Genomic DNA, 14,200 nt, shown 5'->3' with positions numbered 1-14,200 from the left:
AGGTCGGGTAAGGCGTAGCCGCCACCCGACACCACAGACCGCACTATCAGTACAACAGGCGCGCGCGAATCGTTCCCGGTATGGCCTTCATGCTCTGCAGCGCTTTCTCAGCAACATCTTCATCGGCTTCAATATCGATAACCACATAACCCATCTGCGAGTTGGTTTGCAGATACTGGGCGGCAATGTTAACGCTCTGCTCGGCAAAAATCTGGTTGATGGCGGTCAGCACGCCAGGACGGTTTTCGTGGATGTGCAGCAGACGACGACCGCCGTGCAGCGGCAGAGACACTTCCGGGAAGTTCACCGCAGAAAGCGTTGAACCGTTGTCGGAATATTTGCTCAGCTTACCCGCCACTTCCAGACCAATATTCTCCTGCGCTTCCTGAGTAGAACCGCCGATGTGCGGCGTCAGGATCACGTTGTCGAATTCGCACAGCGGAGAGTTAAACGGATCGCTGTTGGTGGCCGGTTCCGTCGGGAACACGTCGATGGCCGCCCCCGCCAGATGCTTACGCTTCAGCGCATCGCACAGTGCAGGGATATCGACCACCGTACCACGCGCGGCGTTGATCAGCAGAGATCCTGGCTTCATCAGCGCCAGCTCTTCCGCGCCCATCATGTTTTTGGTGGAGGCGTTTTCCGGCACGTGCAGGCTGACCACGTCGCTCATGTTCAGCAGGTCAGACAGATGCTGTACCTGCGTCGCGTTACCCAGCGGCAGCTTGCTTTCGATATCGTAGAAGTAGACGTGCATCCCCAGCGATTCCGCCAGGATCCCCAGTTGGGTACCGATGTGGCCGTAGCCGATGATACCCAGCTTTTTACCACGGGCTTCGTATGAGCCCGCGGCCAGTTTGTTCCACACGCCACGGTGCGCTTTGGCGTTAGCTTCCGGGATACCGCGCAGCAGCAGCAGCAGCTCGCCAATCACCAGCTCCGCCACGGAACGGGTGTTAGAGAACGGGGCGTTAAAGACCGGGATACCGCGTTTTGCGGCAGCGTTCAGGTCGACCTGGTTGGTGCCGATGCAGAAACAGCCAATAGCAACCAGCTTTTCTGCCGCGGCAATCACGTCTTCAGTCAGGTGGGTACGGGATCGCAGGCCAATGAAGTGGGCATCACGGATGGCGGCTTTCAGCTCTTCCGTGTCCAGCGCGCCTTTGTGAAATTCGATGTTGGTGTAACCCGCCGCACGAAGGCTATCAAGCGCTTTCTGATGCACGCCCTCGACCAGCAGGAATTTAATCTTGTCTTTCTCCAGTGATACCTTTGCCATTTCCCCGACCCTGTTTTTATCTGAACTGATGTTGTGCTGGATTGAAATCCGCTGTAGCCAACATATCAAAAAAAACTATTGCAGCAATATGAACGTTTGCGTCGGCACTCTGAAGAAAAGTCATACAGGGCAAAATGACAGAGTAAAATGCTGAGGAAATTTACAAACGTGGCAGGATCGGCAAAAGAGGCGGAAAAGCGTGACACAAGTCACCAAATTTAGCTTTTCAAAAATTTTTTAGCGGGGGGAGCACTCCCCCCGTCAGATCATTTTACGATGGTTTTCACACCGTCAGCCGTACCGATCAGCGCTACATCCGCGCCGCGGTTGGCAAATAATCCTACGGTGACGACGCCTGGAATGCCGTTGATGGCGTTTTCCAGCGCAATCGCGTCGAGAATCTCCAGACCGTGAACATCGAGGATGACGTTACCGTTGTCGGTGACCACGCCCTGACGGTATTCCGGACGGCCGCCCAGCTTCACCAGCTGACGGGCAACCGCACTGCGCGCCATCGGGATCACTTCAACCGGCAGCGGGAAATTACCCAGAATGTCGACCTGCTTGGAGGCATCCGCGATGCAGATGAACTTGTCCGCCACGGAGGCGATGATCTTTTCACGGGTCAGCGCCGCGCCGCCGCCTTTGATCATCTGCATATGGCCGTTGATTTCATCCGCGCCATCAACGTAAATGCCCAGACGATCCACTTCGTTGAGATCGAAAACGGTAATGCCGAGGCTTTTCAGCTTTTCCGTGGACGCATCGGAGCTGGAAACCGCGCCCTCGATCTGCCCCTTCATCGTGCCCAGTGCATCGATAAAGTGCGCCGCCGTTGACCCCGTACCAACACCGACAATGGTCCCTGGCTGTACGTACTGGAGAGCGGCCCATCCTACTGCTTTTTTCAGTTCATCCTGCGTCATGATCGTTTTGCCTGTGGTGTGAAAACTCAGGGCGCATTATAGAACACGTCGAATGGATTTCGTCTGCCAGGAAGGGAAAATTGTGTCATAGTGCAGATTAAGCAAAATTTAGGAGCCAGCCAGAGCAATGAAACGTCCGGACTACAGAACACTACAGGCACTTGATGCAGTTATTCGTGAACGCGGCTTTGAGCGCGCAGCGCAAAAGCTGTGCATCACCCAGTCCGCCGTATCACAGCGTATCAAACAGCTTGAAAACATGTTCGGGCAGCCGCTGCTGGTGCGTACCGTGCCGCCGCGCCCAACGGAGCAAGGGCAAAAGCTTCTCGCCCTGCTGCGTCAGGTTGAACTGCTGGAAGACGAGTGGCTGGGTGACGAACAAACGGGTTCCACGCCGCTGCTGCTCTCGCTGGCGGTGAACGCCGACAGTCTGGCGACCTGGCTGCTGCCGGCCCTTGCGCCGGTGCTGGCCGACTCCCCTATCCGCCTGAATCTTCAGGTCGAAGATGAAACCCGCACCCAGGAGCGCCTGCGTCGCGGCGAAGTGGTTGGGGCGGTCAGTATCCAGCCTCAGGCCCTGCCAAGCTGTCTTGTCGATCAGCTGGGCGCGCTCGACTACCTGTTTGTCGGTTCAAAAGCCTTTGCGGAGCGCTACTTCCCGAATGGCGTCACCCGCGCCGCGCTGCTGAAGGCGCCTGCCGTGGCGTTCGACCATCTGGACGATATGCACCAGGCGTTTTTGCAGCAAAACTTCGACCTGCCGCCGGGCAGCGTGCCGTGTCATATCGTTAACTCGTCCGAAGCCTTTGTGCAGCTGGCGCGTCAGGGCACCACCTGCTGCATGATCCCGCATTTACAGATTGAGAAAGAGTTGAAAAGCGGTGAGCTGATTGACCTGACGCCGGGGCTGTATCAGCGCCGGATGCTGTACTGGCACCGTTTTGCGCCAGAAAGCCGCATGATGCGCAACGTGACTGATGCGCTGCTGGCGTTTGGACATAAGGTGTTGAGACAGGATTAAAATGAAAAGCCGGGTGGCGGCTACGCCTTACCCGGCCTATTGATTATTGTGCAGGTTTCGGCTGTGCTGCAACGGGTTCCAGCTGGAACACCACATCAACCTGATCGTCGAACTGAATCGTTGGCTGCTCGTAGGTTTCCTGAGCAGAAACCGGCGCGGCGTCCGCCTTCATCATGCGAACCATCGGGCTTGGCTGGTAGTTAGAGACGTGGTAACGCACGCTGTATACCGGGCCAAGCTTGCTCTTGAAGCCAGACGCCAGCTGTTCCGCCTGATGAATGGCATCATCAATCGCCGCTTTACGCGCTTCGTCTTTGTATTTCTCCGGTTGCGCAACGCCCAGTGAGACAGAACGAATTTCATTCAGCCCCGCTTTTAACGCGCCATCAAGCAACGAGTTAAGCTTATCAAGCTGACGCACGGTCACTTCCACGGTGCGCACGGCACGGTAGCCTTTCAGGATACTTTTGCCGTTCTGGTAGTCGTAATCGGGCTGGGTACGCAGGTTCGCAGAGCTGATGTCTTTTTTAGCAACACCGTTCTGTTCCAGGAAAGAGAGATATTGCGCAACACGATCGTCTGCCTGTTTTTTGGCGGAAGCGGCATCTTTCGCCGCCACATTCACTTCAATTGCCAGGGTTGCAACATCCGGTACCGCGTCCACGCTTGCGGTGCCTGACGTGACGATGTGCGGGCCATCCGGCAGTTCACTTGCCTGCGCCGACACCGCACCGAAACTTACTAATGCCGCGAGGGCCATCACTTTAAACTTCACTGTCATTCCTCCATGTTGCGAAGAGTGCCCTAACAACAGGGCTCATGCCAGCAAGCTTAGCGGGTCTTGCTCAGTTGTCCATAAGACAAGGATTAGTTGAACAATTCCTGGACGTGGTGAATGCCCTCTTTTGCCAGCTGAAAAGCAATGAACCACATCACCAGCCCCACCAGGGTATTAATAATGCGCTGGGCTTTGGCAGTCCGCAGACGAGGCGCCAGCCATGCCGCCAGAATGGCGAGACCGAAGAACCAGAGGAAAGAGGCGCTGACCGTGCCGAGCGCAAACCAGCGTTTCGGCTCAACGTCCAGCTGTCCGCCCAGGCTACCCAGCACTACGAAGGTGTCGAGGTAGACGTGCGGATTTAGCCAGGTGACCGCCAGCATGGTGACGATAATCTTCCAGCGGCCCTGCTTCATGACTTCCGCGCTCGCCAGTTCGAGGTTGCTGCTCATCGCCGTTTTCAGGGCACCAAATCCGTACCACAGCAGAAACGCCACGCCGCCCCAGGTCACCAGCGCCAGCAGCCAGGGTGACTGCATCAGCAGCGCGCTGCCGCCAAAAATGCCGGCGCAAATCAGCAGCAGATCGCTCACCGCGCACAGCAGGGCAATCATCAGATGATACTGGCGGCGAATGCCCTGATTCATCACGAAGGCGTTTTGCGGGCCGAGGGGTAAAATCATGGCCGCACCTAAGGCAAGTCCTTGAAAATAATAAGATAGCATGACGATTTTCTCGCAGTGTTGTTCTGGAGGCTGACTATACTGCGCGAATCACATTAGAGGAAATGGATAATATTAATTGGGTATTAGCGGAGCTTATGAAAGTAAAGCCCGGTGGCGCGAGCGCTTACCGGGCCTTCGGGTGACGTTATTCTGCTTCTTTGACTTTTTTGACGTTTACGTCCATCTGCGGGTAAGGGAAGCTGATGCCGTTGGCGTCGAAATCGCGCTTGATGCGCTCCAGCACATCCCAGTAAACGTTTTGCAGATCGCTGCTTTTGCTCCAGATACGCACCACGAAGTTAATAGAGGAAGCACCCAGTTCGTTCAGGCGAACCGTCTGCTCGCGGTCCTTCAGAATGCGGTCGTCAGAGGCGATGATATTCGCGATCAGCGACTTCACCTGATCGATATCGGAATCATACGCCACGCTGATGATGAGCTCGTTACGACGCACCGGCTCGCGGGAGAAGTTAATGATATTGCCCGCAATGATTTTCCCGTTCGGTACCACAACAATACGACCATCGACGGTACGCAGGGTGGTAGAGAAAATCTGTACCTGCAACACGGTACCGGCGATGCCGCCAAGGTCAACATATTCACCGGAACGGAACGGACGGAAAGTCACCAGCAGTACGCCCGCCGCCAGGTTTGAAAGCGAGCCCTGCAGTGCCAGACCAATGGCCAGACCGGCGGCACCGAGAACGGCAATCACGGAGGCGGTTTGCACCCCAACACGGCCCAGCGCGGCAATCAGCGTGAAGGCGATAATGCCGTAGCGCACCAGTGCGGAGAGGAAGTCAGCCACCGTGGCGTCAATGTGTCGTGCGACCATCACACGGTTGACGGCGTTCGACACGATACGCGCCACGATCATCCCGACGATGATGATGGCAATCGCCGCGACAATGTTCACGGCATAGCTCAGCAGCAGGGCCTGGTTGCGCACCAGCCAGTTACCGGCGTTATTGATGCTGTCTACAACATCGAGTTGTTCCATTTATTCTTCCTTTTGTTAAACCAAAACACAAAATCCATCCCCCATGGAGACAGGCAGGTCAGTAAAGGGTAAACAAAAAGCACCGGCTTTGCCAAACAGATCACAAAAACAGGTCTGACAGGGTATTGAAAAAGCATAAAAAAAGGCCCGCATTTGCGGGCCTTCTGATGCTGTCAGCAGCTCAAATTACAGAACGTCGATTGCGTTCAGTTCTTTGAAAGCCTGCTCCAGACGGGTCACCATGGACGTCTGAGCAGCGCGCAGCCATACGCGTGGATCGTAGTATTTCTTGTTCGGCTGGTCTTCGCCTTTCGGGTTGCCCAGCTGGCCCTGCAGGTAAGCTTCGTTCGCTTTGTAGTACTGCAGAATACCGTCCCAGGTTGCCCACTGGGTGTCGGTATCGATGTTCATTTTCACTACGCCGTAGCTTACGGAGTCTTTGATTTCCTGAGCAGAAGAACCGGAACCGCCGTGGAAGACGAAGTTCAGGCTGTTGTGCGGCAGGTTGTGTTTCTTAGACACGTATTCCTGAGAATCACGCAGGATGGTCGGGGTCAGAACCACGTTACCTGGCTTATAAACGCCGTGTACGTTACCGAAGGACGCTGCAATGGTGAAGCGTGGGCTGATTTTGCTCAGCTCGGTGTAAGCGTAATCAACGTCTTCTGGCTGGGTGTACAGGGCAGAAGCGTCCATGTGGCTGTTGTCCACGCCGTCTTCTTCACCACCGGTGCAACCCAGTTCGATTTCCAGGGTCATGTCCATTTTGGCCATGCGCGCCAGGTACTTAGAGCAGATTTCGATGTTTTCGTGCAGTGACTCTTCAGACAGGTCGATCATGTGAGAAGAGAACAGTGGCTTACCGGTTGCCGCGAAGTGTTTTTCACCCGCGTCCAGCAGACCGTCGATCCACGGCAGCAGTTTCTTCGCGCAGTGGTCAGTGTGCAGGATAACTGGAACACCGTAGTGTTCAGCCATCTGGTGAACGTGGTGCGCACCAGAGATAGCACCCAGGATAGCAGCACCCTGAGGAATGTCAGTTTTCACGCCTTTACCTGCGATGAACGCAGCGCCGCCGTTAGAGAACTGAACGATAACCGGTGCTTTAACTTTTGCAGCGGTTTCCAGTACGGCGTTGATGGAGTCGGTACCTACGCAGTTAACTGCTGGCAGAGCGAAGTTGTTTTCTTTAGCTACCTGGAACACTTTCTGTACGTCATCACCAGTGATAACGCCAGGTTTTACGAAATCAAAAATTTTAGACATGTTGCTTAGTCCTGTATCTTCGGCCGTTAGAAAAGGTGCGAGCTCTTAAAAGCGCGCTGAAAATTGGGCAGGTTTCCCTGCCCTTGAATGGCTTACTTCTTAGCGCGCTCTTCGAGCATTGCTACTGCTGGCAGTACTTTGCCTTCCACGAATTCGAGGAATGCGCCGCCACCAGTGGAGATGTAGGAGATCTTGTCAGCGATACCGAACAGGTCGATTGCTGCCAGGGTGTCACCACCGCCTGCGATAGAGAACGCTTCGCTGTCTGCGATTGCGTTAGCCACGATTTCAGTCCCTTTGCGGAAGTTCGGGAATTCGAACACGCCAACAGGACCGTTCCACAGGATAGTTTTTGCGTTTTTGAGGATTTCAGCCAGTTTCTGTGCAGAAACGTCGCCCAGGTCCAGAATCTGCTCTTCGTCTTTGATGTCGTTTACTGATTTCAGGGTCGCGGTTGCGGTTTCGGAGAACTCAGTCGCCACGCGAACGTCAGTTGGAACCGGGATATCACAGGTACCCAGCAGGCGTTTGGCTTCGTCAACCAGGTCTGCTTCGTACAGGGATTTACCCACGTTGTGGCCCTGAGCGGCAACGAAGGTGTTCGCAATACCACCGCCAACGATCAGCTGGTCAGCGATTTTAGACAGGGAATCCAGAACGGTCAGTTTGGTAGACACTTTAGAACCACCAACGATAGCGACCATTGGGCGAGCAGGTTCTTTCAGTGCTTTACCCAGTGCTTCCAGTTCGTCAGCCAGCAGAGGACCCGCACACGCGACGTCTGCGAATTTACCGATACCGTGGGTAGATGCCTGCGCACGGTGCGCAGTACCGAATGCATCCATCACGAATACGTCGCACAGTGCAGCGTATTTTTTGGACAGGGTTTCGTCGTCTTTCTTTTCGCCTTTGTTGAAGCGAACGTTTTCCAGAACAACCAGCTCACCTTCGGCAACGTCTACGCCGTCCAGGTAATCTTTCACCAGGCGAACCGGGTTGGACAGTTTGTCTTTCAGGTAATTAACAACCGGCAGCAGAGAGAACTCTTCGTTGTACTCGCCTTCAGTTGGACGGCCCAGGTGGGAGGTGACCATCACTTTAGCGCCCTGCTTCAGAGCCAGTTCAATGGTTGGCAGAGATGCACGGATACGCGCGTCGCTGGTCACTTTGCCATCTTTAACCGGTACGTTCAGATCGGCACGGATGAAAACGCGTTTACCTGCCAGATCCAGATCGGTCATCTTAATTACAGACATGGTGAATCCTCTCGTTGATTCTTAAAGTTTTGCAAGCGCAAGGTGCGCTCTACCTGAAACCTTTTGCGGCCATGGCTAACGTGGTGTCGAGCATTCGGTTAGCAAAGCCCCATTCGTTATCACACCAGACCAGCGTCTTGATAAGGTGCGCACCACTGACTCGCGTCTGCGTGCCATCCACGATGGCGCTGTGCGGGTCGTGGTTAAAATCTACTGAGACCAACGGTAATTCCGTATAGTCAACTATACCATGAAATGCTCCCTGTGCCGCTTTTTGCAGCAACAGGTTGACTTCACAGGCTTTTACCGGTTTTTTCACCGTCACGCTGAGGTCGATTGCGGTGACGTTTATCGTCGGAACACGCACGGCAATCGCTTCGAAACGGTCATTAAACTGCGGGAAAATTCGGGTGATCCCTGCAGCCAGTTTCGTGTCCACCGGGATGATTGACTGGCTCGCCGCGCGAGTGCGTCGTAAATCCGGGTGATAGGCGTCGATAACCTGCTGATCGTGCATGGCGGAATGAATCGTAGTTACGGTGCCGGATTCAATGCCATACGCATCGTCTAACAGTTTGATGACCGGAATAATGCAGTTGGTGGTGCAGGAGGCGTTGGAAACAATGCGGTGTTCGGCTTGCAGCTCATGCTGGTTGACGCCAAACACGACGGTCGCGTCGAGGTCGTTACTTCCGGGATGAGAAAACAGGACTTTTTTCGCGCCTGCTGTCAGATGCGCTTCGCCGTGTTCGCGGTTGCCATACACACCGGTACAGTCAAGCACGACATCCACACCCAGTTCACGCCAGGGTAGCCCGGAAATGCTGTTCTCATGCAGCACACGAATAGCGTCATCACCCACAAAAAGCTGATCTCTTTCCTGGCGCACATCCCAGGCAAAGCGGCCGTGGCTGGTGTCATACTTCAATAAATGCGCCATGCCAGCAGCATCCGCCAGTTCATTGATTGCCACCACGGTGATTTCCGCCCGACGTCCGGATTCATACAAAGCACGAACCACATTACGCCCGATGCGACCGAAGCCATTAATCGCTACGCGTACGGTCATAGATCTCCTGCAAAGCAATCCCTGAGTTTGAGGTGGCTGAAAGAGTAATCCAGCGACGCCCGAAGGGGAATCTTTGCTATCACAAACTGCGATTGATTGGTCAATTGTCGAACATTTAATCGACTGAAACGCTTCAGCAAGAATAAGCGAATCGGGGAATAAAAGGAATGTCTGTCCAGATGAATAAGCGAGCTATATGACTTGCGTCACATTTTCGTTGGAATAATGACGCAAAAAAAGCCGGGTAAGCGCTAGCGCTGACCCGGCCTACTTTTGAGCCATTTGTAGGCCCGGTCAGCGTAAGCGCCACCGGGCAAAACGGCGATTACAGCAGTTCTTTCGCCTTAGCGACCACGTTCTCAACGGTGAAGCCGAACTCTTCGAACAGCTGTTCTGCCGGAGCAGACTCACCGAAGGTGGTCATACCGACGATAGCGCCGTTCAGACCCACGTATTTGAACCAGTAGTCAGCAATACCCGCTTCCACTGCCACGCGAGCGGAAACCGCTTTAGGCAGTACGGATTCACGGTAAGCCGCATCCTGCTTGTCGAACGCATCGGTAGACGGCATGGAGACCACGCGCGCCTTCACGCCTTCGGCAGTCAGTTTTTCCCATGCTGCTACAGCCAGTTCAACTTCAGAACCGGTCGCGATGAAGATCAGCTCAGGCTGGCCCGCGCAATCTTTCAGCACGTAGCCACCGCGGGCGATGTTCGCCAGTTGCTCAGGGGTACGCTCCTGCTGCGCCAGGTTCTGACGGGAGAGGATCAGAGCGGTCGGGCCGTCCTGACGCTCAACGCCGTATTTCCACGCCACCGCAGATTCAACCTGGTCACATGGACGCCATGTGCTCATGTTCGGGGTTACGCGCAGGGAAGCTACCTGCTCTACCGGCTGGTGAGTTGGACCATCTTCGCCCAGACCGATGGAGTCATGGGTGTAGACCATCACCTGACGCTGTTTCATCAGTGCAGCCATACGCACAGCATTACGTGCATATTCCACGAACATCAGGAAGGTAGAGGTGTATGGCAGGAAACCACCGTGCAGAGCGATACCGTTCGCGATAGCGGTCATACCGAACTCACGTACACCGTAATGGATGTAGTTACCGGCAGTGTCTTCGTTGATTGGCTTAGAACCAGACCACAGGGTCAGGTTAGAAGGCGCCAGGTCAGCGGAGCCGCCCAGGAATTCTGGAAGCAGCGGACCGAACGCTTCAATCGCATTCTGAGATGCTTTACGGCTGGCGATTTTAGACGGGTTCGCCTGCAGCTTCGCGATGAATTCGTTGGCTTTCGCGTCGAAGTCAGACGGCATATCGCCTTTCATACGACGGGTGAATTCAGCCGCTTCCTGTGGGAACGCCTTCGCATAGGCAGCGAATTTCTCGTTCCAGGCCGCTTCTTTCGCCTGGCCCACTTCTTTAGCATCCCACTGAGCATAGATCTCAGACGGGATTTCGAAGGCAGGGTGTTTCCAGCCCAGTGCTTCACGGGTCAGTGCGATTTCCGCGTCGCCCAGCGGTGCGCCGTGGGAGTCATGGGTGCCCGCTTTGTTCGGAGAACCGAAGCCGATGATGGTTTTGCACATCAGCAGGGACGGTTTGTCGGTGACTGCGCGAGCTTCTTCTACTGCACGTTTAATCGAGTCAGCATCGTGGCCATCAACACCACGCACAACGTGCCAGCCGTAGGCTTCGAAACGTGCGGCGGTGTCGTCGGTGAACCAGCCTTCAACGTGACCGTCGATGGAGATACCGTTGTCGTCGTAGAACGCCACCAGTTTACCCAGCTTCAGGGTACCAGCCAGGGAGCACACTTCGTGAGAAATGCCTTCCATCATGCAGCCGTCGCCCAGGAAAGCGTAGGTGAAGTGGTCAACGATGTCATGGCCAGGACGGTTGAACTGCGCCGCCAGGGTCTTCTCGGCAATCGCCATACCCACAGCGTTAGCAATGCCCTGACCCAGCGGGCCGGTGGTGGTTTCTACGCCAGCGGTGTAGCCCACTTCCGGGTGACCTGGAGTTTTGGAGTGCAGCTGACGGAAGTTTTTCAGCTCTTCGATTGGCAGATCGTAGCCGGTGAGGTGCAGCAGGCTGTAGATCAGCATAGAGCCGTGGCCGTTAGACAGCACGAAACGGTCGCGGTCAGCCCATGCCGGGTTCTGCGGGTTGTGGTTAAGGAAATCACGCCACAGGACTTCGGCGATATCAGCCATACCCATAGGGGCACCCGGGTGGCCGGATTTGGCTTTCTGTACTGCGTCCATGCTCAGCGCACGAATAGCATTAGCAAGCTCTTTACGTGAGGACATTTTAACTCCAGATCGGACTGTTAAAGGCCATGCCCTTGACGACAGCGCGTTTTGGGCTACGCCGGAAAAAAGTGCCAACAATGTAACCCAAGCCGCAGGGCATGTACATGGACCATTCTTTTGCAGCTTAAGAAATCTCTGGATCATGCTCGCATGTTGCGCAATCTGCTCGCCCGCGCCTGTAGATATTCCTTATACTTATCCCGCCCCGGCTTCGTTGCGGGTGCACTTTTCGGATTTTATTCAGTTTAACGAGTACGGAAGCAACCTCATGAAAATGCGTGCAATAGTGCTGGCCCTGGGTACAACGCTCGTGCTGAGCGGCTGTCAGAATATGGACTCTAACGGTCTGATGACCTCAGGTGCAGAAGCCTTTCAGGCCTACTCCCTGAGCGACGCGCAGGTTAAAGCGCTGAGCGATCAGGCCTGTAAAGATATGGACGGAAAAGCCACGCTTGCGCCGGCTGACAGTACCTACACGCAGCGTCTGAATAAGATTGCTTCCGCGCTCGGCGATAACATCAACGGCCAACCGGTGAACTACAAGGTTTACATGGCGAAAGACGTCAACGCCTTCGCGATGGCTAACGGCTGTATCCGCGTCTACAGCGGGCTGATGGATATGATGACCGACAACGAAGTGGAAGCGGTTATCGGCCATGAAATGGGTCACGTTGCGCTCGGCCACGTGAAGAAAGGGATGCAGGTTGCCTTAGGCACCAACGCCATTCGCGCGGCGGCGGCCTCTGCGGGCGGCATCGTTGGCAGCCTGTCCCAGTCGCAGCTTGGAGACGTAGGTGAAAAACTGGTTAACTCCCAGTTCTCGCAGCGTCAGGAGTCCGAAGCGGACGACTACTCCTACGATCTGTTGCGCAAACGCGGTATTAATCCATCCGGTTTAGCCACCAGCTTCGAAAAGCTGGCAAAACTGGAAGCGGGTCGCCAGAGCTCCATGTTTGATGATCACCCGGCCTCAGAAGCGCGCGCACAGCATATTCGCGACCGAATGGCCGCTGACGGAATTAAATAATTTTGGAAGGAGGCAATTTTGCCTCCTTTTTATTTCGCATGAATTGCTAACTAAATCGCACGTATCGGTAACACCTCTGAAAGCCCCGTCAAATCAACCCTTTCCGACTGAAACGTCTGGTCACATATTTATTGCAATCGTTAATCTTTCCGGTAATTATCAAACACGCAGTAATTCAATTTAATATATTAAGACAGAGACGTTCCCTCCGTGAAAAAAGAATTATCGTTAATTGCTTTAAGTTTATTCGCCGCATTACCCGCCGCTGCAAGCCAGCAATCTGACAGCAAGGGTTTTATCGACGACAGTCATTTAGACCTGTTTTTACGCAATGCGTATATCAGCCGTGACTACCATCAGGGCCAGCAGGATAAAGCCGAATGGGGTCAGGGAATCATCGCCACCTTTGAATCCGGCTATACCGAAGGGCTGGTGGGCTTTGGCGTGGACGGCATCGCGCAGTACGGCGTGCGCCTGGACGGCGGTCGCGGCAAGAGCGGCGCGGGCGGTATCGACTTCTTTAAACAGGAAGACGATGGCCGGGCCAAATCCGATTTAGCGAAATTTGGCGCTACCGCCAAAATGCGGATCTCGAATACCGTGCTGAGCTACGGTAACCAGCGTCCTGAACTGCCTATCGTTAACGCCGACAGCTCCCGCCTGCTGTTTGAAAGCTACACCGGTGCCATGCTGACCTCGAAAGAGATCGACGGGCTGGAAGTGAACGCCGGTTATTTCACCGACGAGCAGCGTAAAAGCGACGACCGCCACGACAGCGGCCTGAAAAGCCTGACTTTCGGTGGCGCAAGCTACCAGTTCAACGACCAGTTCAGCGGCGCGCTATACGCCTCTCATAACGAAGAGGTGATGAACAAACAGTACCTGGGGCTGAATTTCAAACAGCCGTTCAGCACCGGGCAGCAGCTGGTGCTCGACTTTAACGGCTATAACTCGCGTCTGGATCAGGGCTACGCTGACAGCCTCGACACGGGCCGCAGCAACACCATCTGGAGCCTGGCGGCGAGCTACATCTGGGATATTCACACGTTCAAAGTGGCGTACCAGCAGAGCAGCGGCAGCACCGGCTATAACTACGGCGGCTATCGCGACAAGGGCGGCGTGGGCGACGGCGGCAACACCATCTGGCTGGCGAACTCCTACTGGTCTGACTTTAACGGTGAAGACGAGCGCTCATGGCAGGCATCCTACGGTCTGGACTTCGCGGGTCTCGGCCTGCCGGGCCTGAGCTGGACCACCGCCTACGTGCGCGGCGACAACATTAAGACGTCTGAAACCAGCAACGGCAAAGAGCACGAGTGGTTTAACCAGATCCAGTACCAGGTGCAGGACGGCCCGGCGAAAGATCTGAAGCTGAAACTGCGCTACTCCGTGCTGCGCGTCTCCAGCAACGCCAGCGACTATAACGTGGGCGGGGACGAGATCCGCGCTTACGTGGAATACCCGTTTAACGTGTTCTGATAAAACAAGCCGGGTGGCGGTTTCGCCTTACCCGGACTACTGTTTTCTCCCTCT

12 protein-coding genes are annotated in these 14,200 nt (G+C 55.0%); 3 read left to right on the top strand and 9 right to left on the bottom strand.

Going from position 1 to position 14,200, the window contains the following annotated elements; all coding sequences use genetic code 11:
* Positions 1-46: 46 nt before the first annotated feature.
* Positions 47-1,279: a phosphoglycerate dehydrogenase gene (gene serA, locus APT89_RS09805; protein ID WP_041908347.1), complete on the bottom strand. Its 1,233-nt coding sequence runs from the start codon at positions 1,277-1,279 to the stop codon at positions 47-49.
* Positions 1,280-1,545: 266 nt separating this feature from the next.
* A complete protein-coding gene (gene rpiA / locus APT89_RS09800) occupies positions 1,546-2,205 on the bottom strand; it encodes a ribose-5-phosphate isomerase RpiA (protein ID WP_003860091.1) in 660 nt (219 codons plus the stop codon).
* A gap of 127 nt (positions 2,206-2,332) precedes the next feature.
* Here rpiA and argP point away from each other — a divergent pair, with 127 nt between their 5' ends.
* Positions 2,333-3,226, top strand: a complete 894-nt coding sequence (argP, locus tag APT89_RS09795; RefSeq protein ID WP_003860089.1) for a DNA-binding transcriptional regulator ArgP — start codon at positions 2,333-2,335, stop codon at positions 3,224-3,226.
* Between the two features lie 43 nt (positions 3,227-3,269).
* Here argP and APT89_RS09790 read toward each other — a convergent pair whose 3' ends face one another.
* The 7 genes from APT89_RS09790 to tkt all read right to left on the bottom strand — a co-directional run bounded on the left by APT89_RS09790 (position 3,270) and on the right by tkt (position 11,637).
* A complete protein-coding gene (locus tag APT89_RS09790) occupies positions 3,270-4,001 on the bottom strand; it encodes an oxidative stress defense protein (protein ID WP_028014336.1) in 732 nt (243 codons plus the stop codon).
* A 92-nt stretch (positions 4,002-4,093) separates the two neighbouring features.
* Positions 4,094-4,729 carry an arginine exporter ArgO gene (gene argO / locus APT89_RS09785; RefSeq protein ID WP_021242063.1) on the bottom strand — a complete coding sequence of 212 codons (636 nt, stop codon included), beginning with the start codon at positions 4,727-4,729 and terminating at the stop codon, positions 4,094-4,096.
* A 145-nt stretch (positions 4,730-4,874) separates the two neighbouring features.
* Positions 4,875-5,729 carry a small-conductance mechanosensitive channel MscS gene (gene mscS, locus APT89_RS09780; RefSeq protein ID WP_003860082.1) on the bottom strand — a complete coding sequence of 285 codons (855 nt, stop codon included), beginning with the start codon at positions 5,727-5,729 and terminating at the stop codon, positions 4,875-4,877.
* A 186-nt stretch (positions 5,730-5,915) separates the two neighbouring features.
* On the bottom strand, positions 5,916-6,995 hold the full coding sequence (gene fbaA / locus APT89_RS09775) for a class II fructose-bisphosphate aldolase (protein WP_008499731.1): 1,080 nt from the start codon (positions 6,993-6,995) through the stop codon (positions 5,916-5,918).
* Positions 6,996-7,087: 92 nt separating this feature from the next.
* Complete coding sequence (gene pgk, locus APT89_RS09770; protein ID WP_028014337.1) at positions 7,088-8,251, bottom strand: phosphoglycerate kinase; 1,164 nt, start codon at positions 8,249-8,251, stop codon at positions 7,088-7,090.
* 49 nt (positions 8,252-8,300) lie between these two features.
* Positions 8,301-9,320 (bottom strand): erythrose-4-phosphate dehydrogenase, encoded by a 1,020-nt coding sequence (epd, locus tag APT89_RS09765; RefSeq protein ID WP_047367434.1) that lies wholly within the window; start codon positions 9,318-9,320, stop codon positions 8,301-8,303.
* A 325-nt stretch (positions 9,321-9,645) separates the two neighbouring features.
* Complete coding sequence (gene tkt, locus APT89_RS09760; RefSeq protein WP_041908344.1) at positions 9,646-11,637, bottom strand: transketolase; 1,992 nt, start codon at positions 11,635-11,637, stop codon at positions 9,646-9,648.
* 271 nt (positions 11,638-11,908) lie between these two features.
* On the opposite strand from tkt, the gene loiP reads away from it, so the two are divergent.
* Both loiP and APT89_RS09750 read left to right on the top strand, forming a co-directional pair.
* On the top strand, positions 11,909-12,667 hold the full coding sequence (gene loiP, locus APT89_RS09755; protein WP_028014340.1) for a metalloprotease LoiP: 759 nt from the start codon (positions 11,909-11,911) through the stop codon (positions 12,665-12,667).
* A gap of 210 nt (positions 12,668-12,877) precedes the next feature.
* The gene (locus APT89_RS09750; RefSeq protein WP_045260753.1) at positions 12,878-14,146 is read left to right on the top strand and encodes an OprD family outer membrane porin; all 1,269 of its coding nucleotides are present in this window, start codon (positions 12,878-12,880) and stop codon (positions 14,144-14,146) included.
* Positions 14,147-14,200: the final 54 nt, after the last annotated feature.

Origin of the sequence: Enterobacter sp. 50588862, from assembly GCF_001462935.1 — a bacterium.
Lineage (GTDB): Bacteria > Pseudomonadota > Gammaproteobacteria > Enterobacterales > Enterobacteriaceae > Enterobacter > Enterobacter bugandensis.
The sequence above is the reverse complement of the archived record's forward strand: the minus strand, read 5'-3'. Positions and strand labels throughout refer to the sequence as shown.